21 protein-coding genes and 1 tRNA gene are annotated in these 24,580 nt (G+C 65.3%); 17 read left to right on the top strand and 5 right to left on the bottom strand.

The genetic code is table 11. The features are described 5' to 3' along the window. Positions 1-2 precede the first annotated feature (2 nt). The 12 genes from Q1A71_RS17480 (at position 3) to Q1A71_RS17425 (ending at position 13,077) form a co-directional block, all read left to right on the top strand. Positions 3-947 carry a DUF2927 domain-containing protein gene (locus tag Q1A71_RS17480; RefSeq protein WP_299679306.1) on the top strand — a complete coding sequence of 315 codons (945 nt, stop codon included), beginning with the start codon at positions 3-5 and terminating at the stop codon, positions 945-947. A gap of 26 nt (positions 948-973) precedes the next feature. Then, complete coding sequence (locus tag Q1A71_RS17475) at positions 974-2,086, top strand: SPFH domain-containing protein (protein ID WP_299679303.1); 1,113 nt, start codon at positions 974-976, stop codon at positions 2,084-2,086. A 2-nt stretch (positions 2,087-2,088) separates the two neighbouring features. Continuing rightward, positions 2,089-2,490 carry a Rid family hydrolase gene (locus Q1A71_RS17470; RefSeq protein ID WP_299679300.1) on the top strand — a complete coding sequence of 134 codons (402 nt, stop codon included), beginning with the start codon at positions 2,089-2,091 and terminating at the stop codon, positions 2,488-2,490. Next, complete coding sequence (locus Q1A71_RS17465) at positions 2,487-2,912, top strand: hypothetical protein (RefSeq protein ID WP_299679298.1); 426 nt, start codon at positions 2,487-2,489, stop codon at positions 2,910-2,912. The genes Q1A71_RS17470 and Q1A71_RS17465 overlap by 4 nt, the downstream gene beginning before the upstream one ends. Further along, a complete protein-coding gene (locus Q1A71_RS17460) occupies positions 2,909-4,012 on the top strand; it encodes a primosomal protein N' (replication factor Y) - superfamily II helicase (protein ID WP_299679295.1) in 1,104 nt (367 codons plus the stop codon). The genes Q1A71_RS17465 and Q1A71_RS17460 overlap by 4 nt, the downstream gene beginning before the upstream one ends. A gap of 18 nt (positions 4,013-4,030) precedes the next feature. Beyond that, positions 4,031-4,477 (top strand): D-aminoacyl-tRNA deacylase, encoded by a 447-nt coding sequence (dtd, locus tag Q1A71_RS17455; protein ID WP_299679292.1) that lies wholly within the window; start codon positions 4,031-4,033, stop codon positions 4,475-4,477. Positions 4,478-4,486: 9 nt separating this feature from the next. Then, entirely contained in the window at positions 4,487-5,593 is a 1,107-nt protein-coding gene (locus Q1A71_RS17450; RefSeq protein ID WP_299679289.1) for a DUF4147 domain-containing protein, read from the top strand. Positions 5,594-5,723: 130 nt separating this feature from the next. Continuing rightward, entirely contained in the window at positions 5,724-7,709 is a 1,986-nt protein-coding gene (locus Q1A71_RS17445) for a CocE/NonD family hydrolase (protein ID WP_299679286.1), read from the top strand. 115 nt (positions 7,710-7,824) lie between these two features. After that, entirely contained in the window at positions 7,825-9,405 is a 1,581-nt protein-coding gene (locus Q1A71_RS17440) for an ABC transporter substrate-binding protein (RefSeq protein WP_299679282.1), read from the top strand. 4 nt (positions 9,406-9,409) lie between these two features. Next, complete coding sequence (locus Q1A71_RS17435; RefSeq protein ID WP_299679279.1) at positions 9,410-10,366, top strand: ABC transporter permease; 957 nt, start codon at positions 9,410-9,412, stop codon at positions 10,364-10,366. Between the two features lie 178 nt (positions 10,367-10,544). Continuing rightward, on the top strand, positions 10,545-11,357 hold the full coding sequence (locus Q1A71_RS17430) for an ABC transporter permease (protein ID WP_299679276.1): 813 nt from the start codon (positions 10,545-10,547) through the stop codon (positions 11,355-11,357). An 82-nt stretch (positions 11,358-11,439) separates the two neighbouring features. Continuing rightward, positions 11,440-13,077, top strand: a complete 1,638-nt coding sequence (locus Q1A71_RS17425) for an ABC transporter ATP-binding protein (RefSeq protein WP_299679273.1) — start codon at positions 11,440-11,442, stop codon at positions 13,075-13,077. Positions 13,078-13,119: 42 nt separating this feature from the next. Here Q1A71_RS17425 and Q1A71_RS17420 read toward each other — a convergent pair whose 3' ends face one another. Beyond that, on the bottom strand, positions 13,120-14,370 hold the full coding sequence (locus Q1A71_RS17420; RefSeq protein WP_299679270.1) for an MFS transporter: 1,251 nt from the start codon (positions 14,368-14,370) through the stop codon (positions 13,120-13,122). Between the two features lie 603 nt (positions 14,371-14,973). Between Q1A71_RS17420 and Q1A71_RS17415 the strand changes: the two genes are divergently transcribed. The 3 genes from Q1A71_RS17415 to Q1A71_RS17405 all read left to right on the top strand — a co-directional run bounded on the left by Q1A71_RS17415 (position 14,974) and on the right by Q1A71_RS17405 (position 17,377). Then, positions 14,974-15,915 (top strand): LysR family transcriptional regulator, encoded by a 942-nt coding sequence (locus Q1A71_RS17415; protein ID WP_299679267.1) that lies wholly within the window; start codon positions 14,974-14,976, stop codon positions 15,913-15,915. A gap of 128 nt (positions 15,916-16,043) precedes the next feature. Next, positions 16,044-16,871 (top strand): DUF481 domain-containing protein, encoded by an 828-nt coding sequence (locus Q1A71_RS17410; protein WP_299679264.1) that lies wholly within the window; start codon positions 16,044-16,046, stop codon positions 16,869-16,871. Between the two features lie 83 nt (positions 16,872-16,954). Next, positions 16,955-17,377, top strand: coding sequence for a hypothetical protein (locus Q1A71_RS17405; protein ID WP_299679261.1), 423 nt, complete (start codon positions 16,955-16,957; stop codon positions 17,375-17,377). Between the two features lie 35 nt (positions 17,378-17,412). Here Q1A71_RS17405 and Q1A71_RS17400 read toward each other — a convergent pair whose 3' ends face one another. Beyond that, positions 17,413-17,913, bottom strand: a complete 501-nt coding sequence (locus Q1A71_RS17400) for a hypothetical protein (protein WP_299679258.1) — start codon at positions 17,911-17,913, stop codon at positions 17,413-17,415. 219 nt (positions 17,914-18,132) lie between these two features. On the opposite strand from Q1A71_RS17400, the gene Q1A71_RS17395 reads away from it, so the two are divergent. Together Q1A71_RS17395 and Q1A71_RS17390 are read left to right on the top strand one after the other, a co-directional pair. Next, positions 18,133-18,807, top strand: coding sequence for a PAS domain-containing protein (locus Q1A71_RS17395; protein ID WP_299679255.1), 675 nt, complete (start codon positions 18,133-18,135; stop codon positions 18,805-18,807). Between the two features lie 212 nt (positions 18,808-19,019). After that, the gene (locus Q1A71_RS17390) at positions 19,020-19,856 is read left to right on the top strand and encodes an alkaline phosphatase family protein (RefSeq protein ID WP_299679252.1); all 837 of its coding nucleotides are present in this window, start codon (positions 19,020-19,022) and stop codon (positions 19,854-19,856) included. On the opposite strand, the gene Q1A71_RS17385 is transcribed toward Q1A71_RS17390, so the two are convergent. The 3 genes from Q1A71_RS17385 to Q1A71_RS17375 all read right to left on the bottom strand — a co-directional run bounded on the left by Q1A71_RS17385 (position 19,857) and on the right by Q1A71_RS17375 (position 24,070). Then, a complete protein-coding gene (locus Q1A71_RS17385; protein ID WP_299679249.1) occupies positions 19,857-21,752 on the bottom strand; it encodes an acyl-CoA synthetase in 1,896 nt (631 codons plus the stop codon). A 166-nt stretch (positions 21,753-21,918) separates the two neighbouring features. Continuing rightward, complete coding sequence (locus Q1A71_RS17380; RefSeq protein WP_299679246.1) at positions 21,919-23,721, bottom strand: ABC transporter transmembrane domain-containing protein; 1,803 nt, start codon at positions 23,719-23,721, stop codon at positions 21,919-21,921. A 274-nt stretch (positions 23,722-23,995) separates the two neighbouring features. Then, positions 23,996-24,070: transfer RNA gene (locus Q1A71_RS17375), tRNA-Gly, on the bottom strand. Positions 24,071-24,580 lie beyond the last annotated feature (510 nt).

Here is a 24,580-nt window from a genome sequence, read left to right as displayed (position 1 = left end):
GCATGGCGCCGCGGGGCACTCTCTTGCGCTGGGGCGCACTTGGATTTGCCGGCGCGGCGCTGGTGGCCTGTGACGTGGCACAGGCGCCGCTGACGGTGAAAACCCCGCGCCCGCGCCCCAACGTCCTCGCCGAAACCCAGCTCCGGCCCACCTCCGAGGAGAGCGCCGCCCTGCGCAGCTATCTGGTGCAGGTTCAGGCGGCCCAGCTCAGCCAGGGGCTCTTGCGCGAAGATGGCGGCGGGCCTGACACGCCCTTCACCGCCGATATGCTCGCGCGCAACTTCGAACGCATCGTCTTCTTCAACGAATACGAAAAGGCCCTGCAGGGCCGCGGCGGCGAAAGCCCGCTGCGCCGCTGGTCCGGTCCGGTGCGCGTAGGCATCGTCTTCGGCAACTCTGTCCCCCCCTCGCAGCGCAGCGCCGATGGCACCGCGATCCGCAACTATGCGCGCCGTCTGGGCCAGATCACCGGCCACCCGATCATGAGTTTCGGCCCCCCGAACTTCATCGTGATCGTGGCCAGCGAGGATGACCGTGGCGCCGCCCTCGACGCCGCCGCCGCCCGTGTGCCCGGCATCACACCCGAGAGCCTCAATGCCCTGCGCAGCCTCTCGCGCGACACCTATTGCGCCGTCGCCGCCTATGCCGCGGGTTCCGACGCCAACACCTACACCGCTGCCGTCGCGGTGATCCGCGCCGAAAACCCCGGTCTGCTGCGCCTCAGCTGCATTCACGAAGAGATGGCGCAGGCGCTCGGCCTGGCCAATGACAGCAACGCGCGGCCCTCGATCTTCAACGATGACGACGAGTTTGCACTGCTCACCAAACACGACGAGAAACTGCTCAAGATGCTCTACGACCCGCGCCTCTCCCCCGGCATGAGCGCCGCCGAGGCCGCGCCCATCGCCCGCACGATCGCCCGCGAGCTGCAAGGCGGGCCGAGCTGAGACCATGGTATAAAGGACTGACTGACATGGGTATTTTCGATTTTCTCTCCGGTGAATTCATTGACGTCATCCATTGGACGGACAACACCCGCGACACGATGGTCTGGCGGTTCGAGCGTGAGGGGCACGAGATCAAATACGGCGCCAAGCTCACCGTGCGCGAGGGTCAAGCGGCGGTGTTCGTGCATGAAGGCCAGCTGGCCGATGTCTTCACCCCCGGTCTCTATATGCTCGAGACCAACAACATGCCGATCATGACGACCTTGCAGCACTGGGATCACGGCTTCAAAAGCCCCTTCAAATCCGAGATCTATTTCGTCAACACCACGCGGTTCAACGACCTGAAATGGGGCACGAAAAACCCGATCATCTGCCGCGATCCCGAATTCGGCCCCGTGCGCCTGCGCGCCTTCGGCACCTATTCCATCAAGGTCGGCGATCCCGCGAAATTCCTCGTGGAAATCGTCGGCACCGACGGCGAATTCACCATGGATGAGATCAGCTTCCAGATCCGCAACATCCTCGTACAGGAGTTCTCGCGCACTCTCGCCCGCGCCGGCATCCCGGTCATGGACATGGCCGCGAACACCCGCGAACTGGGCCAATTGGTGGGCAAGGAAATCTCCGCCCAGCTCGCCGAATACGGGCTGGCGATGCCCGAGCTCTACATCGAAAACATCTCGCTGCCGCCTGCGGTCGAAGAGGTGATGGACAAGCGCTCGTCGATGGGCGTGATCGGAAATCTCAATGAATACATGCAGTTCCAGGCGGCTGAGGCGCTGGGGCGCGAGGGTGCGGGCGCCGCTGCGATCCAGGCGGGTCTGGGCGCGGGGCTCGGCATGCAGATCGGCAACGCCGCCGCACAGCAGGCGGGCCCCTGGGGGGCGCGCACCGTGAGCCCGGCCGCCGTACCACCGCCGCCCCCGGTCGAGCACGTCTGGCACGTGGCCGAAAACGGCCAGACCAAGGGCCCCTACTCCAAGGCCGCCCTGGGCCGCATGGCCGCCGACGGCGCACTCACCCGCGAAAGCATGGTCTGGACGCCCGGCCAGGACGGCTGGATGCGCGCCGAGGACGTGGCCGAGCTGGCGCAGCTCTTCACCGTGCTGCCCCCGCCCCCTCCGCCGCCCGCGCCCTGATCATGCGGCAGGCGATCCTCCCCGATGCGCTGAAAGAGGCGGCGGCGGCCACCGGCTTCTCGCCCGCCATCCGCGCGGGTGCGTTCCTGTTCCTCACCGGCGCCACCGGTGGCCGACCCGATGGCACCATGCCCAAGAGCGCCGCCGATCAGACCCGCATCGCTCTGGGCAAGGCCCAGACCGTGCTCGCTGCCGCAGGCGCGGATGAGACCGCCGTGGTCGAGATGACCAGCTATCATCTGGATATCGCCACCACCTTCGCCCCGGTGCAGGCGGCGCTGGAGGACATCTTCACCCCGCCGCTGCCTGCCTGGACCGCTGTCGAGGTCGCCGGGCTGCGCCGCCGCGGCGCGCTGGTTGAGTTCCGCCTCGTCGCCCACGCCCCAGAGGCGCGCGCCTCATGACCCGCCGCCGCGCTACCATTGTGCTGCACTGGCTGGTGCTGACCCTGTTGTTGCTCGCGCTGGCCGCGGGCCTCGAAAGCGCGGCACTCAACGCCGCCTTCGGGCTCGCGGGCCTCGCGATGGTGGCCTTGGCCGTGATCTTCGGCCTGATGAACGGCCCCGGCCCCAAGCTCGACGGCGCCCTGCGCGCCGCCCACCCCTGGCTCAGCCGCGGCATGTACGCCCTGCTCGCCTGGGCCTCGGCGAGCACGCTGGCCGCCGCCCTCGGCACCATGCTCCCCGGCCCCAGCCCCCGCGATCTGATGGTCACGCTCTTTGCGGCTTCCGCGCTGCATGCGATCTTCCACCTTTGGCGCCACACGGCGCTCGGCGACGGTGCCCTGCGCCGCATGACACCCAAATCCCTGCACGGCATGTTATGAGCACGCAAACCGCCCCCCTCGCCGAACATCACTTCCCCTGTGACGCCTGCGGCGGCGATCTGCGCTTCGATCCGGGCGGGCGCCAGCTGGTCTGCGATCACTGCGGCAACACGCAAAGCCTCGACGCGGGCCCCTGGGGCCAGACCCAGATCAAGGAGCTCGACTTCGAGGCCGCGCTGAACAAGGCCCTGCCCGCGATGGAGATGGAGGAGACCCGCGTCTCCAAATGCCCCAATTGCGCGGCGGAGGTCGAATTCGACCCGGATGTGCACGCCACCGAATGCCCCTTCTGCGCCACCCCCGTGGTCACCGACACCGGCACCCACCGCCATATCAAACCGCGCGGCGTGCTCCCCTTCGCGCTTGACGAGACAACCGCGCGCGATGCGATGACCGACTGGTTGGGCCGCCTCTGGTTCGCGCCGAACGGGCTGCAGCAATACGCGCGCAAGGGCCGCAAGATGCAGGGCATCTACGTGCCCTACTGGACCTTCGACGCCGATACCACGAGCCAGTACACCGGCGAGCGCGGCACCGTCTACTACGAAACCCACACCGTCATGCGCGACGGCAAACGCCAGCAGATCAAGGTCCCAAAGGTACGCTGGCGCGGCGTCCGGGGCCGTGTGGCGCGCTTCTTTGACGATGTGCTCATACTCGCCTCCACCTCCCTGCCCAAGCGCTTCACCGACGCGCTGGAGCCCTGGGACCTGGGCGACATGCAGCCCTACACGCCTGAGTACCTTGCAGGCTTCCGCGCCGAAGGCTATGCGGTGCCGCTCAAGGACGGGTTCATCGAGGCGCGCCAGCGCATGGATCAGGTCATCGCCCGCGACATCCGCTTCGACATCGGCGGCGACCGCCAGCGCATCCACCAGGTCGAGACCGACCTGCGCGATGTCACCTTCAAACACGTGCTGCTGCCGGTCTGGCTCGCCGCCTACAAATACCGCGGCGAGACCTATCGCTTCGTGGTGAACGGCCGCACCGGCAAGGTGCAGGGGGAACGCCCCTGGTCCGCCGCCAAGATCGCCATTGCCGTCGTCCTCGGTCTGATCGTGGCGGCCGCCGTGGGCTACGGCGCCGCCCTCAGCCAATGACCTTCTGAAAGGACCACCATGCGCGCGCTCTTGCAACGGGTCTCCGAGGCCTCGGTCACGGTCGAGGCTGAGGTCATCGGCAAAATCGGCCCGGGCCTGCTGATCCTCGTCTGTGCGATGCCCGGCGATGATGTGGAGACCGCCGAACGGCTTGCCGCCAAGGTCAGCAAGCTGCGGCTCTTCAAGGATGACGCGGGCAAGATGAACCTCAGCCTCGCCCAGACCGGCGGGGCGGCACTTGTGGTCAGTCAGTTCACCCTCGCCGCCGACACCTCGCGCGGCAACCGCCCCGGCTTTTCTGGCGCCGCCAAACCGGATCAGGCCCAGGCGCTCTACGAAGCCTTCGCCGCGGCCCTGCAGGCGCTCGACGTGCCTGTCGAGACTGGACGCTTCGGCGCGGATATGGCAGTGGCTCTGGTCAATGACGGCCCGGTCACCCTGTGGCTCGACACCGATCAGCCCTAGGGAGGCCTCATGCACACCGCGGATTTGGAAGAGCTGTTCTGGGCGGGTGTGAACGCCGTGCGCGGGGACAACGCGGTGCGGGCTGCACTGGCTGCGCGCGCCTGCCGGCAACCAGATCAGATCATCGCCGTCGGCAAGGCGGCCAGCGCCATGGCCCGCGCCGCCCATGACGCCTTCCCGGATGCGCCGCTGCTGGTGGTGACCAAATATCACCACGCCGACGGTGCGCCCGAGGGCGCCGAGGTCAGGGAGTCCGCGCATCCGGTGCTGGACGAGAACAGCCTCGCTGCAGGCGCACGCCTGCTGGACGTGGTGTCCGGCATGAACCCCGATAGCCACCTCCTGATACTGGTCTCCGGCGGGGCCTCCGCGCTGGCCGAAGCGCCCGTAGACGGTCTCGATCTCGCAGGTCTGACGGCCCGCGCGCAGGAAATGCTCGCCTCGGGTGCCGACATCCACGCAATGAATGCCGCCCGCACCGCCGTGAGCCGCGTGAAGGGTGGCAAGCTGCTGGGCCAGTTCAAAGGCGCGTCGGTGACAACCCTCGCCATCTCGGATGTGGAGGGCGACAGCCTTGCGGTCATCGGGTCGGGGATCGGAGACGCTCCGGAACGGCGCGATTTCGCGTTCGACGCCCGCATCGTGGCCAGCAACGCCATCGCCCGGGCCGCCGTCGCCGAAGCCGCCAGGCGCACAGGCCTGCCGGTCGCCACAAATGACGAAACGCTCTACGACGATATCATGGCGCTCGCCCCCCGCATCGGCGCCGCCCTGCGCGCGGCACAGCCCGGCGTGCACATCTTCGGCGGCGAGCCCACCGTGGTGCTGCCACCGAACCCCGGGCGTGGCGGGCGCAACCAGGCACTGGCCCTGATGCTGGCGCGCGAGATTCAAGGGCAAAACGGTCTGCGTCTTCTGGTCGCCGGCACCGATGGGACGGATGGCCCCACAGACGCCGCCGGCGCCGTGGTCGACGGCAGCACATGGGACGACACCGCGCAGGATGCGCTCGCCCGCGCGGACGCGGGCAGCTGGCTCGACGCGCACGGCGCTCTTCTGAAGACCGGCCCCACGGGCACTAACGTCATGGATCTCGTGATCGGCCTGCGGGATTGATGCGACCAAGGGTGGCCTGAAAGCCCACCCTACCTGCCAGCACAGACGCCAGGACAGGCAGGTGCGGTGGGCTTTCAGGCCACCGCGTCCCACGCTTGACAACCGCGCGCGCGGGGGCAACCGTCCGCCCATGAGCACCACCCTCCGCGAGATCGAAGAGCTGCCCGACCACGGGATCACGCTCTCCGACGGCACCCGCCTCTCCGCCCGCATCTGGCGCCCGGTGGATGCCACAGGCAACCCCGTCCCGGTGATCCTCGAATATCTGCCCTACCGCAAACGCGACGGCACAACCGACCGCGACGCGCTGACCCATCCGTGGTTTGCGCAGCGCGGCTATGCCTGCGTGCGCGTCGACATGCGCGGCAATGGCGACAGCGAGGGGCTGATGGCGGATGAATACACCCCGCAGGAGCTCTCGGACGCCGTGGAGGTCATCGAGCAGCTGGCGGCGGAGCCCTGGTGCTCCGGGACCGTCGGCATGATGGGGATCAGCTGGGGCGGGTTCAACGGCCTGCAGGTCGCGGCCCTCGCGCCGGCGCCTCTGAAAGCTGTCATCACCCTCTGCTCGACCGTCGACCGTTTTGCCGATGACATCCACTACAAGGGCGGCTGCCTGCTCAATGAAAACCTCGGCTGGGGCGCCACCATGTGGTCCTACTCCTCCCGCGCGCCCGACCCGGCCCTGCGCGATGACTGGCGCGAGGCCTGGCTGCAACGCCTTGAACACGAACCCTTCCTGCCCAGTACATGGCTGCGCCACCAGCGGCGCGATGCCTATTGGCGACACGGCTCGGTCTGCGAGGACTACGGTGCCATCAAAGCTCGCGTGCTCGCCATCGGCGGCTGGGGCGACGCCTATAAGAACGCCGTCCCGCAGCTCGTTCAAGCCCTGCCCGGCTGCAAGGGGATCGTAGGCCCCTGGGTGCACAAATACCCGCACTTCGCAGTGCCGGAGCCGCGCATCGGCTTTCTGCAAGAGGCGCTGCGCTGGTGGGACCGCTGGCTCAAGGACATCCACACCGGCGTCGGGGACGATCCCGACTACCGCGCCTATCTGATGGACAGCGTCCGCCCCGCGCGCTGGTATACCGACCGCCCCGGGCGCTGGGTGGCCGAGGCCGACGGCGCCACCGCGCACATCCCGCACCGCACCCTCTATCTCAACCAGCACGGGCTGTCGGACGGGCGCGGCAACATCTCCACCCCGATCTGCTCCCCCCAGGACACGGGCGCCGAGGCGGGCGAATACTGTGCCATCTGGCTCGGGCCGGAAATGCCCGGCGACCAGCGCGAGGATGACGCGAAATCCGCGACCTTCGACACCGCGCCCGCGGATCAGGACACCGACATCTTCGGCGCGCCCAAGGTGCGGCTGCGGCTCAGCAGTGACCAGCCCCAGGCCCAGATCGCCGTCCGGCTCTGTGACGTGCACCCCGACGGCGCCTCCACCCGGATCACCTACGGCGTGCTCAACCTCAGCCACCGCGAAGACCCCGCCGACCCAGCACCTATGCCTGTGGGCGCACCGATGCCGGTGGAGCTCTGGCTCGACACCATCGCCTACCGACTGCCCAAGGGACACAAGCTGCGGCTCGCCGTTTCCACGGCCTATTGGCCGCTCCTCTGGCCCGCGCCGCAGGCCGCCACGATCACGCTGCAGGGCGGCAGCCTGCACCTGCCCGTCCGCCGCACCGCGCGCCGTGACGAAGTCCAGTTCGCCCCGCCCGAGAGCGCCCCGCCTCAGCAGACCGAAACGCTGCGCGCCCCCGGCAACAGCCGCACCCGCACCGTCGACATGACAAGCGGCACGGTGACCCTCCGCATCGAGGACGATTTCGGCAAACGCCGCGACCTTGATCACGGGCTCATCTCGGGCTCGGCCGCGCGCGAAACCTGGTCGATCCACCCCGACGACCCGCTCTCGGCCCGCGGCCACTGCCACTGGACCCAGGAGATGGAGCGCGACACCATACGCCTGCGCACGGAAACCCGCTGCGACATGTGGGCGGACGCCACCCATTTCCACCTCACCGCCCGTCTCGAAGCCTATGAGAACGACGCGCTCATCTACGAGCGCGACGTCACGGACAGCGTCCCGCGCGATCACCTCTGAGACCGGCGGTATCGAATTGAGGGAAACCCCCTTGCGACGCGGGGCGAAATGCGCAAGCCTACTGACAAAACGAACAAGGCGCGGCACGCGCCGAGCCAAAAACCGGGAGACACCAATGAACGACGAACTCAGATACCTCAGCACCCGCGTGACCAAAGGCCTGATGAGCCGCCGCGACTTCATCGGACGTGCCGCCGCCCTCGGTGTCACCGCCGCGATGGCCAACGCGATGATCGCGAGCCAGGTGCGCGCCGATGGCCCCAAGAAGGGCGGCACCCTGCGCATGGCGGCCCAGGGCGGCTCCACCACCGACAGCCTAGATCCAGCCCTTGCGACCAACACCGTGGCGCTTCAGGCCGCGCGCTTCTGGGGCGAGCCCCTGGTCGAACTCGATGACGATGGCGGCATCACCGGCAAGGTCGCGGAGAGCTTCGAGGGCTCCGACGACGCCACCACCTGGCGCTTCAAGCTGCGTCAGGGCATCGCATTTTCCAACGGCCAGGACGTGACCGCCGAGGATGTGGTCGAAACCCTCGACCGCCACGCCGGCGAAGACACGAAGTCGGGCGCGCTTGGCCTCCTGCGCGACATCCAGGATGTGCGCGCCGATGGCGACACCGTTGAAATTATACTGAAAAGCCCCAACGCCGACCTGCCCTACCTGATGACCGATTATCACCTGATGATCCAGCCGGGCGGCGGCAAGGACGACCCCACAGCCGCCATCGGCACCGGCCCCTACATTATGAAGGACGTGGACATGGGTGTCCGCTTCGTGGCCGAGAAGAACCCCAACTACTGGGGTGATCTGGGCAACGCCGAAACCATCGAGATGCTGGTGCTGAACGACAACACCGCCCGTGTCGCCGCCCTGCAGTCGGGCCAGGTCGACCTCATCGACCGGGTGCCGCCGCGCACCGCAGGCCTCGTCGCACGCGCGCCCAACATCACCGTGCACCAGACCTCCGGGCCCGGGCATTACGTCTTTATCATGCACTGCAACACGGCACCGTTCGACAACAATGACCTGCGTCTGGCGCTGAAGCATGCGATCAACCGGCAGGAGATGGTCGACAAGATCCTCTTCGGCTACGGCTCCGTGGGCAACGACACCCCCATCAACGCCTCCTACCCCTTCTACACCGAGTTCGAGCAACGCGAATTCGACCCCGAGAAGGCCAAGTTCCACTTCGACAAGGCGGGCGTCGATGGCCCCGTGCTGCTGCGCACCTCCGAGAACTCCTTCCCGGGTGCGGTCGATGCCTCCGCGCTCTTCCAGCAGTCCTGCCAGGCAGCGGGCATTCCGCTGGAAATCAAGCGCGAGCCCAATGACGGCTACTGGTCCGAGGTCTGGAACGTACAGCCCTTCTGCACCTCCTACTGGGGCGGCCGCCCCACGCAGGACCAGATGTTCTCCACCGCCTATCAGTCCTCGGCCGACTGGAACGACACGCGCTTCTTCAACGAACAGTTCGACCAGCTGCTCGTCGCCGCGCGCGCCGAGCTCGACCAGGCCAAGCGCACGCAGATGTATGCCGACATGGGCACGCTCCTGCGCGACGAAGGCGGGCTCATCTGCCCGATGTTCAACGACTTCATCGAAGCCAGCAGCGACCGTGTCGCAGGCTTCATCGAAGGCGTGAAAGGCTTCAGCCTCATGCACAACTACGCCCCCATGAGGATGTGGGTCGTATAAGCGCATGTCCCCTATGATGCAGCTTTTGATCCAGCGCCTCGCGCTGGGTCTGCTGCTCCTCATCCTGGTCTCGATCCTGATCTTTGCAGGCACGATGATCCTGCCCGGTGACGTGGCCCAGCAAATCCTCGGCCAATCCGCCACCCCCGAAGCGCTCGCCAACCTGCGCGCCGAACTCGGGCTCAACGAGCCGCCGCTCACCCGCTATTTCGACTGGCTGGGCGGCATCCTGACAGGCGATCTGGGCACCGCGCTCACCTCCGGGCGCAGCATCTCCGAAGACATTGGCCGGCGCCTCTCGAACACCCTCTTCCTCGCCTTCTGGGCCGCGGTGATCGCCGTGCCGCTGGCAATCTTTCTTGGGCTTCTGGCCGTGCGCTACAAGGACCGCTGGCCCGACAAGCTGATCTCGGCGGTCACGCTCACCACCATCTCGATCCCCGAATTCATGATCGGCTACGTGCTGATCTACTGGATCTCGATCCAGCTCGGCTGGTTCCCCTCGGTGGCCATCATCAACGACGGCATGAGCGTCTGGCAAAAGCTCGACGCCATCGCCGTGCCGGTCATCGTGCTGACGCTCGTGGTGCTCGCGCATATGATGCGCATGACCCGTGCGGCGATCCTCAACGTGATGCAATCGGCGTACATCGAGACGGCAGAGCTCAAGGGCCTCGGCATGCTCAAGATCATCCGCAAGCACGCCTTCCCCAACGCCATCGCGCCCATCGTGAACGTGGTGATGCTGAACCTGGCCTACCTTGTGGTCGGTGTCGTGGTGGTCGAGGTCGTCTTCGCCTATCCCGGCATGGGGCAATACCTTGTGGATCACGTGAGCAAACGCGACGTCCCGGTGGTGCAGGCCTGCGGGCTGATCTTCGCGGCGGTCTACATCGGGCTGAACCTGATCGCCGATCTGGTGTCGATCCTGACCAACCCGCGATTGAGGCATCCAAAGTGATCGGACCTATTGAAAATAGGACCCGATCACTTCGTGGGGACAGAGCGGGTTTGCCCAGCAAACCTGCGGAGTCCAACACCCCCTCAGAAGTAAAGCCCCAAACGCGGGACGGCGGGCGGGGCGCCTTGCGCGTCCGCGCAACAGCGCCGTCCCGCCACCCCCGCCGAAAGCCGCAAACATGAGAGTCCCCTTCGCCGCCCTCCTCGGCCTCATCGTCACCAGCCTCTTCTTCCTCACGGCCATCTTCGCCCCCCTCATTGCGCCCTACGGCATGGCCGAAGTGGTGGGCGACGTCTGGGAGCCGCCCTCCGATCAATTCCTGCTCGGCACCGACAGCATCGGACGCGACCTGCTCTCCCGCATGATCTACGGCGGTCAGACCACCATCTTCATCGCCACCGCCGCCACCGCGCTCAGCTTCGTGCTCGGCTCCGTCCTCGGCTTCTTCGCCGCCGTCTCGGGTGGCTGGATCGACCAGACGCTCAGCCGCTTCGTCGACCTCATCATGTCGATCCCCACGCTCATCTTCGCGCTCGTCGTGCTCTCGGTCATGCCCACCACCATCACCATCCTGATCGTGCTCATGGGGCTCCTCGACAGCACCCGCGTCTACCGCCTTGCCCGCGCGGTTGCGGTAGACATCACGGTGATGGACTACGTCGAGGCCGCCCGGCTCAGGGGCGAGAAAATCGGCTGGATCATCTTCCGCGAAACCCTGCCCAACGCCCTCTCGCCGCTCGTCGCCGAAATGGGCCTGCGCTTCATCTTCGCCGTGCTCTTCGTCTCCACGCTCAGCTTCCTGGGCCTCGGCGTGCAGCCCCCGCAGGCCGACTGGGGCGGCATCGTGAAAGAGAACAAGGAGGGCATCAACTACGGCATCGCCGCCGCCCTCTACCCCGCCTTCGCCATCGCGGTGCTCTGCATCTCCATCAACCTCGTCGCCGACTGGGTGCTGGGCCGCACCACCTCGCTGAAGGGCGGCCGCGGATGACGCACCAGAACCCAGGGGCTGGCGGGTGGGCGCCTTTGGCGCAGCCAAACAGACCACCCGACGCCCCACCACAGGACACACCATGACCGACCCGCTCCTCAAAGTCCGCGGCCTGAAAATCGGCGCCACCATCTACCCGCCGGGTGAAAAACCCCGCGACATCGACATCGTGCACGGCGTCGACTTCGACCTCGCCCCCGGCAAGGTCCTCGGCCTCATCGGCGAATCCGGTGCCGGCAAATCCACCATCGGGCTTGCCTCCATGGCCTACGGGCGCGGCGGCGTCGAAATCACCGGTGGCTCGGTCGAGGTCAACGGCCGCGACATCCTCAAGGCCCCGTTCCGCGACGTCCGCAGGCTCCGCGGCGGCGAGGTCACCTACGTCAGCCAATCCGCCGCCGCCTCCTTCAACCCCGCCAAACAGATCATGGAGCAGGTCACCGAAGCCGCGATCTTCCAGAACAAATTCACCAAGGCCCAAGCCGAAGCCCGCGCGGTGGAGCTTTTCCGCAAGCTCGGCCTGCCCGACCCGGAAAATATCGGCAGCCGCTACCCGCACCAGGTCTCAGGCGGCCAGCTCCAGCGCTGCATGACGGCGCTCGCTCTCTGCCCCGAGCCCGATCTGGTGGTCTTCGACGAGCCCACCACCGCGCTCGACGTCACGACGCAAATCGACGTGCTCGCCGCGATCAAGGACGCAATCCGCGACACCGGCGTGGCGGCCCTATACATCACCCATGATCTCGCCGTGGTGGCCCAGGTCTCCGACCACATCATGGTGCTGCAACAGGGCGCCATGGTCGAATACGGCACCACCGACCAGATCATCAACGCGCCCCGCGAAGACTACACCAAAGCGCTCGTCTCGGTGCGCTCGATCCGACACGAGGAGAAGCAACCCACCGCCACCCCCGTGCTCAAGGTCGAGACCATCACCGCCCGCTACAAGGGCACAGATTTCGACGTGCTGAAAGACATCACCGTCGATCTGCACCCGGGCCAGACCCTCGCCGTCGTGGGCGAGAGCGGCTCCGGCAAATCCACCCTCGCGCGCGTGATCACCGGGCTTCTGCCGCCCAGCGCAGGGCAGATCACCTTTGACGGGCGCACCCTCACACCCGACCTCGCCACCCGGCCCCTCGACGACCTGCGCGAGTTGCAGATGATCTACCAGATGGCCGACACGGCGATGAACCCGCGCCAGACCGTGGGCACCATCATTGGCCGCCCGCTCGAGTTCTACTTCGGCCTCAAAGGCGCCGAGAAACAAAAACGCATCCAGGAGCTGCTCGACCAGATCGAGCTGGGCGTGGGCTTTCAGGAGCGCTACCCGGCGGAACTCTCGGGGGGTCAGAAACAGCGCGTCTGCATCGCCCGGGCGCTCGCCGCCAAGCCCAAGCTCATCATCTGCGACGAGGTCACCTCCGCGCTCGACCCGCTGGTGGCCGACGGCATCCTCAAGCTGCTGCTGGAGTTGCAAAAGCGCGAAGACGTGGCCTACCTCTTCATCACCCACGATCTCGCCACGGTGCGCGCCATCGCGGACAGCATCGCGGTGATGTACCAGGGCAGCGTCGTGCGCTACGGGTCCAAGTCTCAGGTGCTCAGCCCGCCCTTTGACGACTATACCGACCTTTTGTTGAGTTCTGTGCCGGAAATGAAGCTCGGCTGGCTCGAAGAGGTGCTGAAACATCGCAAAATGGAAAGCGCCGGGAACTAGACCCACCCGGAGATCGCTGCCGTGACGCCCAGCCGGGCCGTCTCAGGGCGTGCGATCCTCCGGCACCTCGTTGCTGGCCAGATTGGCGGTCTCCGGCGTGGTCGCCCGCCCCAGCGGCCCCGCCTGAAACGCGCCCTTCGCCTCCGCGGGCAAGGCCGGCGTCGTGACAATCCGCAGCACGGTGAACAGCAGCATCAGCAGATGCGCCGCGCCCGTGATCAGAAACAGGCTCGAAGAACCGATGGCCGACATCGCAAAGCCTGCAACCGTTGGGCCAATGATCGAGCCCACCCCGAACATCAGAAGGATCCCCCCGCTGATCTGGATGAAGGAGCCCGGCGCCGCATGGTCGCTGGCATGGGCGATGATGACGGGATACATCGAAAACACCGCCGCGCCGAAGACGGCCACCAGGCCCAGCAGGGCGATCTCCTGCGACGGCGCCAGAAACAGGAAGGCCGCATCGACCAGGATGGCGAGCGCGGTGATCCCCAACAGGACGACCCGGCGGTCATATTTGTCCGACAGCCACCCGACGGGGACCTGCGCCACCGCTCCCGCCAGGATCGGCAGGCTGGCAAACAGCGCGATGCCTGCCACGTCCAACCCGCTGCGCGCCGCAAAGACCGCCGCCAGCGTGCCAAAGGAGGCGTTGGAAATCCCGACCATCAGAACCGCGAACACCGCCACGGGCGAATTGCGCCACAGCATCCGGATATCGAGCTTCGCGCTGACCAGCGGCGCGGGCGTTGCACTCGCCGACAGCGCCGTGGGCAGAAGCGCGGCGCAATAGACGATCGCCGCCAGCACAAAGAAGAGGAACCCGCTCGGATCCCCGGTGACGATCACCATCTGCCCCGCCGTGCTCGCCGCGAGGTTGATCATCGTGTAGGCGCCAAAGATCTTGCCCCGCGTGGAGGGCTCGGCCCGTTCGTTGAGCCAGCTTTCGACCACCATCGCCGCGCCCGCGAAGCAGAACCCCGAGATCGCCCGCAGCGGGATCCAGAACCAGGGGCTGATCAGGATCAGCGACAGCAGCACGGTGATCGCCGCCAGCGCGCACATCACGCCGAAGGCCCGTATATGCCCGACCCGGGCCACGATCACCGGGGTCTGCAGACAGCCCGCCACATACCCCAGCGCCCAGCCGGTTCCGAGCAGGCCGAGTGCAGCTGCGGAAAAGCCCTCGATCTCACCGCGGATCGGCAGGATCAGGGAATTCACGCCCCCCGCAAAAAGAAGAAAACCCGAACCTGCGAGCAAGGCAGAGAGAGGAAGAATTTGACGAACCATGGAATGGGCTTATGCGAGGACTTGTGGTCCGAGAACCATAGCCGTGATCGTCTTAACGCCAAGCGAAGAAATCTGCCCGGCCGCACATCCGTGACGCGCGTTGCCCGCGCGCCGCAGCCCAGCCGGGGTCACAGGCGAGCGCACCGCCCGCCTGATCCCGTTCTGGGAGGTCCGACCCGGCGCCGACGCTGTTGTCGATCACCTGGTCCGACCTCCAGCCCGCCGGACCAAGCGCAGTGGCGGCAAGGAGGCCCAAGGCCGATGTGCGCAGAGTTACGGCACCATTCCGTCTTCTCTTGCTCAAAAGGCTCGCCATGAAGCCGATGTCGCGGTGGGCATCCGGCCCCATTGTCTGCCGCTCGCGGGCTCAAAAGCGCCCGGTCGCCTGCACCGGCCCGTGTAAGGAGATCCAATGAATTGGAAACATGTCCAAAAACGACATCACTCTCCAAATGACCCCACACCCGACCAGGCCCCACCAGACGGCGAACACCCGGACAGCCCCGGCGCAGAACGCGCGCCCGGCTCCCGCCAGCGGAGACACCCTCAGCGAATCGCGTTAACACTGCTCTTCATCGCAGACGAGCTCATGGATACCCCCGCATGGACATCGCGCTGATCCGCACCTTTCTCGAAGTCGCCGCCACCGGGTCTTTCGTCAACGCCAGCGAGCGTCTCTTCGTCACCCAATCCGCCGTCAGCCTGCGCATCGCCCGGCTCGAGGAGGGGCTGGGCAAACCGCTGTTCACCCGCTCGAAAGCGGGCGCCGAGCTGACACCGGCCGGGCGCGAGTTCGAACGCTACGCCCTCTCGCTCATCAAGATCTGGGAAGAGGCGCGCCAGCAGGTCGGGGTGCCCGACGGCTACACCAAATCGCTCAGCGTCGGCGCGCAGTATTCGCTCTGGCCCCGGCTCGGCTTTCGATGGATTGACCGGATGCAGGCCGACATGCCGACGCTGAATATCCGGGCCGAACTGGGCATGCCCGACCGCATCATGCGCTTCCTCGTGGAAGGCGTCGTGCAAATCGGCCTGATGTACACCCCGCAACTCCGCCCCGGCCTGACGGCCCGGAAGGTGCTCGAGGAGGAGTTGGTCCTGGCCGCCTCCTGGCCCGCGCAATTCGACGAGGTGGCTGCAGATTACGTCTTCGTCGACTGGGGGCCGGAGTTCGTGCACGCCCACGCTCTGCAGCTTCCCGAGCTCACCAACCCCGGGCTCACCATGTCTCTCGGCGCCATGGCTGCAGATTACATCCTGGCGCGCCACGCCGCCGCCTACCTGCCCGCCCGCTACATCAAGCGGTTCCTTGATTCCGGCGAGCTGCACCTCGTCCCCGACGCCCCGGTCTTCCCCTACCCGGTCTGGTCGATCTGGCGAGACGATCTGGAGGCGGATATCCGGCAGACCGCCGAGGCCGCGTTGCTGGCCATCCGGTCCCGGATCGACGCCGATCAGAGCGCGGTCATCGCGGAGCTGAAAGAGCTCAGCCACGACCACACCGTCGATATCCTCGGCCCCTCGGGCGACACGGCAGATCCATAAATAATTCTCGCTTTATACCTGATTATTTTGAATTTTCCTAATTCAACAAGACGGCTTATCTCCCGTCTCAGCAGACATGCTCCCGCCCTCTCAGGACGGGTCATACTTTGTTGGGAAAGGATAGACCCATGCAAAAACGTAACGTGCTGGCCGCTTCGGCCCTTGCGCTCCTCGTGGCTGCTCCTGTGTTCGCGCAGGGCGCACTGACAGGCGTCGATAACCTCGACGACCGCATCGACGATATTCAAGAAGACGTCACCGACGATCTGAACAACAAGGACGCTCGCGACCGCGACCGCCTGAACAATCAGAATACGCAAGGCTGGACCGGCAGCGTGGCCCTCGGCTTCTCGGCCACCTCGGGCAACACCGACACAGCCGATCTGGATCTGGCTGGTCGCTTCCGCTATGGCAACGGCCCCTGGAACCATACCTTTGGCTTTGCCGTCGAACTGTCAGAAGACAACGACGTGCGGAACAAGGAAGAGATCTTCGCGACCTACGACGTGAACCGCTACCTGCAAGGCGACTTCTATGTCTTCGGCCTCGGCTCCGTTCGCTATGACGAGTTCGACAGCAACCGCTGGGACGCGTTCCTTGGCTTTGGCCCGGGCTACCGCGTGATCAACCAGAAGGATCAGACCTGGCGTCTGCAAGCGGGCCCCGGTGTGCGCTACATCGAAGACCAGCTGGGTTTCAACAACACCGAAATCGCCGGGATTGCCTCGTCGCGCTACTACATCAAGTTCAACGAGAACGTCTTCCTGACCAACGACACTGACATCCTGTTCTCGGATGAGGACACCGTCGTGACCAACGATCTTGGCGTGAACTTCCGCGTGACCGATGCGATCTCGACCCGCGTGTCGTACCGCTCGGAGTGGGACAGCGACCCGCTGGCCAACTTCAGCAGCGCCGACAACTCGCTCGGTGTCTCACTGGTCTACGGCTTCTGAGCCGACCTGACAGCCCGCGATCCCCGGAGGGCGGCGCACGCCGCCCTCCTTCGTCTCACATGGCCGCAACGGAGGACCCGACCATGACACATCACGACAGCATCACCGACACCCACGCCCGCTATGTCGAGGTTCTGACCACCCGTCGCTGCGGCGCGGTCTTCGGCTACCGCCTCGCAGGCACCGCCGCGGGCCCGCGTCTTGTGGTCGCCGGCCTGGGTAATCCTGCGGAACAGATCTTTGACCGGCTGCTGCAGATCCCAACCCTGCCCTGGATCCGCGGCCAGCTCGTGCTGATCCGCCTCGACCTGCTGGACAACGCCCCGGACGACCTCGACAGCGTCATGGCAATCGGCCCCGTCGACCGGACCCTGACCTTGCCATGGTACGGTCTTGAGGACCCCAGCGACAGCGACCTGCGCCGCGGCTGTCACCACGTGCTGCGCGCCTGCAGCCGTCTTGGCATGATCTCCGGACGGGGCGTGCCCCGCGCAGCGCTGCAGTGACCGGTCGGCGTGGCCTCGGCCTCGGCCGGCGTGCCTCAGCCCGAGGTCACCGCATGGGCCGTTTGATGGCGCTGGAAGATCGGCAGCAACTGATCCCGGCTCTGCAGGCCCTGCACCGTCTGCTGCAGACCGCCCCCGCCGTCGAAGAGCAACAGCGTCACGTTGCCGACCCCATGCCGCACCGCAAAGGCCTGACCTTCGGGCGTGTTGATATCCGCGATCAGATAGACCAGATCGCACTCGCCAAACTGCTTCAGCGCCTTGCGCGTCTGTTTCTGCAGGGCCGTGCAGGTCGGACACTGCGGATCATGCACCTGTACGATGGCGGGCTTGCCCTGCCCCAGTCGGCTCAGATCATGCTCCGCCGCATAGGCGCGGAACGAGCCAAGCGCAACATAGCCACCGCCGCCCACGACCGCAGCGCCGATGACCCCGTTGCGCAGCAGTTTCATCACGTCCCGGCGTGACGGCTCTGCCGCGGCGGGCGCGGATTTGGACCGGGATGTCCGCCTTTGCGGTTTGCGGGATTTGCTCATCTGCGCCCCTTCCGTGATCGGCTGCGCCGACCGTAAGGCGCCGCCCCACGCCGCGCAAAAGCTTTCCCGGCCCGCACTGTCACAATCCCGTGCGCACAGCGTGAGGCGCGGCCTGCGCCTGATCTCCCGCCCAGTTGAAACGCCCCTGTCCCGCACTACATCCGTTAACGAAGTCTTAATACAGTGCGCGCAGTCACCAGCCACAAGGACCCAAGTCACATGCTGGACGACCTGAACCTGCCGGCGGGGCTGTCGCCGGCATTGCGTGCTGTGTGCGACGGGCTGCTCGTGCCCGTCACCATTGCCGATCCTGACCAGACCGACATGCCGCTGGTCTATGTGAACCCCGCTTTCGAGACGCTCACGCAATACCCGGCGGCGGAGGTGCTCGGCCAGAACTGCCGCTTTCTCCAGGGCCCGCTCACCGACAAGACCGCCACCGACGAGATCGCGACGGTCTGTCAGCGCCGCGCCGCGGACTCCTTCTGCCTGATCAACTACCGCAAGGACGGAAGCCTGTTCTTCAACCTGCTGGCAATCCAGCCAATCGACATCGGCCGCAGCCGCACCATGCTGATGGGCTGCCAGTTCGCCTTCCGCCCGACGCAGACCGGCGGCACCCTGGCCCGGACCGGGGCAATGATCGACCGTGCCCAACGCCAGATGCGGCTGGGCTCGCGCGCGGGCCCGCATCAGGTGAACATCCACGACACCTATCGGCTCGACACCATCGCCATGCGCTTCGAGGCCGCCTTCACACGGGTCAAAAACACGCTGGTCAAGAACAGCAACACCATCATGCGGGAAGGCACCGCGCTACAGCGCACGGAACAGGTCGTCGCCGGTGGGTTTGCCGGGCGCGACCCGGCGCACGTTGCGCGGTTGTTGGGGTAACACTTGAGCTGATTCCCCCGCATTTTCCCGCAACACCGCCGCGCGCACCGACGCAATACCGACGTAATACCGACGTGATACCGACATGGGTTTGGCCTTGAAACACAGGTGGACGCGCCCCATCCATGAAAATCCGGCACGAGGTCGCAATTGGTGTTGCGCGCACGCTGCCGTTACCCGCAGATAACCGGTACCGAACCGGAGAGGGTCTCATGCGCGGCAAGCTGCTTCTCATCATCATCGACGGGGTCCCCTGGCGCAACTGGCGGCGGCTGTTCGGCAACCTCGAAGGCTGGGTCGACAGCGGCGAGGCCCGGGTCTGGAAACACCGCTCGGTCCTGCCCTCCACCTCCGCCTGCTGCTACGCCTCGATCCACACCGGGGTGGCGCCCGCGGTGCATGGCTGCACCAGCAATGGTACCGTGCGCCGCCTCGACCTGCCGGATGTCTTCGGACAGATCCGCAAGGCGGGTGGCGTGACCGGCGCAGTCGCGCATTCCTTCTGGTCGGAGTTCTTCAACCGCGCGCCCTTCGATCCGGTGCGCGACATCGAATACGACGAACCGGACAGCCAGACGATCACCCACGGACGCTTTCACACCATGGCGGGCTATGGGCTCATCAACCAGATGACGCCCTCGGACGCCGATCTTTTTGCAACATTATCAATGCTCTGCGCGCGGTTTGACCTAGATTATGGGATGCTGCACAGCTGCACGCTCGACAGCATGGGCCACCGCTTTTTCCACGATTGCCAGGAGATGGATCACGCCTGCTACCAGCTCGACGCGATGCTGGCACCCTACATCAAACGCTGGCGCACCGCGGGCTACGAGGTGATCGTCACCGCCGATCACGGGCAGGACGCGCGCGGCCACCACGGGGGCCGCGACCCGCTGCAACAGGAGGCTGCGCTCTACTATTTCGGCGAGGCCGAGGGCCCCGGCCCGGAGGAGGTGATCGACCAGTTGCAGCTGGCCCCGACGATCCTCTCCCGGCTCGGCGCACCGGTGCCGGAGACCATGCAAGCCCCTGTTTTTCTGCGCTGATTACTCTGCAGCGACCGCAGTACTGGCCAGCTCCCAAGGCCGCACAAAGGCGCTCAGCGCATGGGCGATGGCATCCTCGCCCGCCCCATTGGGCTCGATCTGGGCCACCAGTCCGCGCTTCTTGTCATCGACCACGGCCACAACACGCGCCGCGACGCCCGCTTCCTCCAGCGCCTGATTGTAGATGCGGGTGATCGCGTGCTTGCGCAGGTCGGGCTTGAAGATCTTGCCCACCGCGGTCTTTGGCAATTCATCCATGATTGTCATATGCTTAGGGTGCGCCGCACGCTCATGCACATGCTCCTTGCAAAGCGCCAGAAGCTCCTCTTCGGTCACGCGCGCACCCTCCACCAGTTCGACGAAGGCGCACGGCACCTCGCCCGCATGGGCATCGGGCTGTCCGATGGCGCCCGCAAAGGCCACCGCCTCATGATGCAACAGCGCCTCCTCGATCTCCGCAGGGTCAATGTTGTGACCGCCGCGGATGATCAGGTCCTTCGCGCGCCCGGTGATCCACAGATAGCCATCCGGATCGACCCGCCCGAGATCCCCTGTGCGCAGATAGTCCCCGAAGTAGAGGTCGGCATTCTTCTCGGTCTCGGTATAGGTGTTGCCCACGTAAACACCTGGATTTGAAACACAAATTTCGCCGATCTCATCCACGTCGGCCTCAACCGGCCCGCTCTCGGTGGCCTTGTAGATCTTCACCTTGCAGTAGGGGAACGGGATGCCGATGCTGCCCACCTTCTTCTCGCCATCCACCGGGTTGCAGGAGACCAGACAGGTCGCCTCGGTCAGACCATAGCCCTCAACCAGCTTCACGCCCGTGGCCTTTTCAAACCGCCGAAACAGCTCGAGCGGCAGCGGCGCGGAGCCGGAGAACGCAGTCTTCACAGTGCTCACATCCGCATTGATCGGGCGCTGCATCTTGGCGGAAATAGCCGTCGGCACAGTGATGATGAAGGTGATCTTCCAGCGCTCCACCAGCTTCCAGAAGTTGTCCATCACCCCCTCGCCGCGATAGCCCTGCGGCGTCGGGAAAATGACATGCGCGCCGGAACTCACGGCTGCCATCAGGATCACGTGACAGGCAAAGACGTGAAACAGCGGCAGCGGGCAGATGATGTTGTCCTCTTCGCTGAAGAGCAACTCCGTGCCCACCCAGCCGTTGTAGACCAGCCCGGAATACAGATGCTGCGCCACCTTCGGCATGCCCGTCGTGCCACCGGTGTGGAAATAGCAGGCCACCCGGTCGCCGTCGCTGTCCGCAAAGCTGAGCACCTTCGGTTGCTTGGCCACTTCCGTCATGAAATTCATATAGTTGGCGTGGTTCTGCACACTGCGCTTGGGGCGGATCAGCGGCACGATCCATGACTTCGGCGGCGTGAGATAACGCAGCAAATCCACCTCCAGCACCGTCTTCACGTTGGGTGCCAACGCCACAGCTTCGGCGGTCTTGTCCGCCACATCCGTCTTCGGGAAAGGCCGCAACGTGACGACGACCTTCGCATTGGTCTCGCGCAGGATCGAGCCGATCTGCTCGGGATCCAGCAGCGGGTTGATCGGGTTGACGATCCCCGCAACGGCACCCCCCAGAAGCGCCAGAACGGTCTCGTTCGCATTGGGCAGCACATAGGCCACCACGTCGCTCTCACCCACGCCGAGCGAGCGGAAGAGGTTCGCCGCCTGGGTCACCTGATCCTTCAGTGCAGACCAGGTGAGCGTTTCCGCCTTGTCCGTCGGGCCGGAGAAAATCTGATAGCTGACCGCATTGTGGTTCGGGAACTTCTCCGCCGTCTGGCTGAGCATCCCATAGAGCGTCTTCGGCAGCGGTCGGTCATCCCATGGCATCGCCGCCTCGATTGCGTCGCGATCCTCGATCCCGGCAAAAGTCATCACTTTCCTCCCAAAACGCCCGTTTGCGGGCTGTTTCTCCGTGGCGGGCAGGATGGAACCTATTGCGGCTTTGTGCAAGCGTTCCGAGCGGGATGGCGCCACCGGGACGCTGCGTAAAAGCGGTGTGACGTCAGGACATCCGCGGGCGCATGGTTGCGAGCTTCAGCTACTCTGCCGCCATGCCATCGGTGAACTGCAGCCGCGCCAGACGCGCGTAAAGCCCGCCTTCGGCCACGAGCTCATCATGCGGGCCACTGGAGACGATCCGCCCCTGGTCGAGTACGATGATCCGGTCGGCTTTCTTCACCGTGGCCAGGCGATGCGCCACGATCAGCGTTGTGCGCCCTTCGCTGAGCGTGTCCACCGCCGCTTGCACGGCGCGCTCGCTTTCCGCGTCCAGCGCGCTGGTGGCCTCGTCCAGTAACAGCACCGGCGCGTCCCGCAGAATGGCGCGCGCGATGGCAATGCGCTGCTTCTGCCCGCCAGAGAGCATCACACCGCGCTCGCCCAGATAGGAGTCATAGCCCTCGGGCAGCGCTGCGATAAAGTCATGCGCGGCAGCAGCCTGCGCCGCAGCCTCAATCTCCGCATCAGTGGCGTCGGGACGGCCAAAGCGGATGTTCTCCCGCGCCGAGGCCGCAAAGATCACCGGGTCTTGCGGGACCAGGGCGACCACCTTGCGGAACGCATCGCGCCGCAGCTTCGCGAGGTCGACCCCATCAAGGGTGATCCGACCGGACGCCGGGTCGTAGAAGCGCAGAATCATTTGAATGATGGTGGTCTTGCCGGCGCCGGATGGCCCCACGAATGCCACGGTCTCACCCGGCTCTATGGTCAGGCTGACACCTTCAAGCGCGTGAATGCCGGGGCGCGACGGGTAGTCAAACGTGACGTTCTCGAAAACAATCCTCCCGGTCACGGGCATCGGCAGCGCAAGACCCTCCGCGGGGTCCTGGACGGTGTCTTCGGTCTGCAAAAGCTCGACCAGACGTTCGGTGGCACCGGCGGCCCGCTGCAGTTCTCCCCAGATCTCCGACAGCGCGGCAACGCCCCCGGCGACCATCACCGCATAGATGACGAATTGCACGAGCGCGCCCTGCGTCATGTCGCCCGCGCGCACGTCGCGCGCACCGATCCACAACACACCAACAATGCCTGCGAAGACGAGAAAAATCACGATCACGGTCATCAGCGCCCGGGTCGAAATCCGCCGCCGCGCCGCCGTGTAGGACAACTCTGTCACATGGGCGAATTGCGCGCGGCTGGCCGCCTCATGGGTGAAGGCCTGAACCGTTTGAACAGCCGTCAGGGTCTCCGACGCATTGCCCGAGGAGGCGGCGATCCAGTCCTGATTTTCGCGGCTCAGCACGCGCAGGCGCCGGCCAAGCACAAGGATGGGGATGATCACCGTCGGCACGATCAACAGCACCAGCCCGGTCAGCTTCGGTGAAGTCAGCAGCATCAGGGCCAAGCCACCCACAAAGATTAACAGGTTGCGCAACGCAATCGACACCGACGAGCCAATAACCGACAGGAGCAGCGTCGTGTCGGTCGTGATCCTGCTGAGGACTTCGCCGGTCAGCACCTGCTCGAAAAAGGCGGGGCTCATGGAAATTACGCGATCGAAGACCGACTTGCGGATGTCCGCAACGACGCGCTCACCCAGCCGCGTCACCAGCATATAGCGGAGCCCCGTGCCCACGGCCAAAAGCGCTGCGATCCCGAGCGCCGCTGCAAAGTACTGATCAAGAATATAGGCGTTTTCGGTATCGAAGTTATCGACCACGCGACGCACGGCCATCGGCAAGGTCAGCGAGATGATCGCGGTTGTGACAAGCGCGGCGATTGCCGCCAACATCAGTCGCCGGTACGGCCAGACGAATGGCATCAAGGCCTTCAGCGCGCCGATCTCCTTGGATTTCGCGCGTTCTTCGGTTTGCCCGGGTGTGTGGGGCGCAGCCTTTGCCATAACGTTCCCTTCATCCTCCTGCACCTGTCATGGCGAGCCCCGACGCGGGGGTCAAGAGACAGCACTCGCTTCGGGGCGTAAAGCGCGCAAATGCCGCGATGTTTCTGGGGCAAGAGTGGATGAGATGCGGGCGGAGGCTGACGCAGCAGCGAGAAGCGAATCCGCACCAAGAGCTAGGAAGGCAAACGTTCAAAAGCCAGAAAATCTTTTTTGGATAATACCTTGCTAGATCTTAGTGCAATAAATTGTAGGCATAATGTAAGAAATGAATTTCTGGAGCGGGCGGCGGGAATCGAACCCGCTTCATCAGCTTGGAAGGCTGAGGTAATAGCCAGTATACGACGCCCGCTCAGCGTCTGCGGTAATATGCTAGGCTCTTTGTGGGGTCAAGCCGCCAAGCTGAAAGATCATCATGACCCCGGCCGAGCGATGATTGTTCTTACCCAAGGTTAACGTGCCTGTGTACATTTGGGTGGCGTCCAAACCTTCTGGACAACTCGATAGCCTCCGCTCCGATACACCGACCAGCGGTTATTCCAAGCTGCTTGGCAATGCTACCTATGTTGCCCCTATTCCAAAGCATCCCCCGCACCAGTCGCGGCGAAGCTCAAAAACCCTGCTCAACGGGAAGGCGGCATTATCCGAACACGGAATGAGTTTCGACATATTCAAGTTGAACACTGTCTGCTTTCCAGGCGAAGATCATGGTTGCGCGGCCCAAAGCGAATACGCTCTGTGGAAGGTTGCGGCATAGCACGGCATTTCTGAGCTGAGACAAGCTGCTATCAGATGCGGTCGTATGTTCGACCTGATAACGCAGCGCACGGGGCCGCAGGCGCTTCGCCCACGGCCCCGTCGA

It is taken from the genome of uncultured Roseobacter sp. (assembly GCF_947493125.1).
Classification (GTDB): Bacteria; Pseudomonadota; Alphaproteobacteria; order Rhodobacterales; family Rhodobacteraceae; genus Roseobacter.
This window is presented reverse-complemented; position numbering and strand designations above follow the sequence as displayed.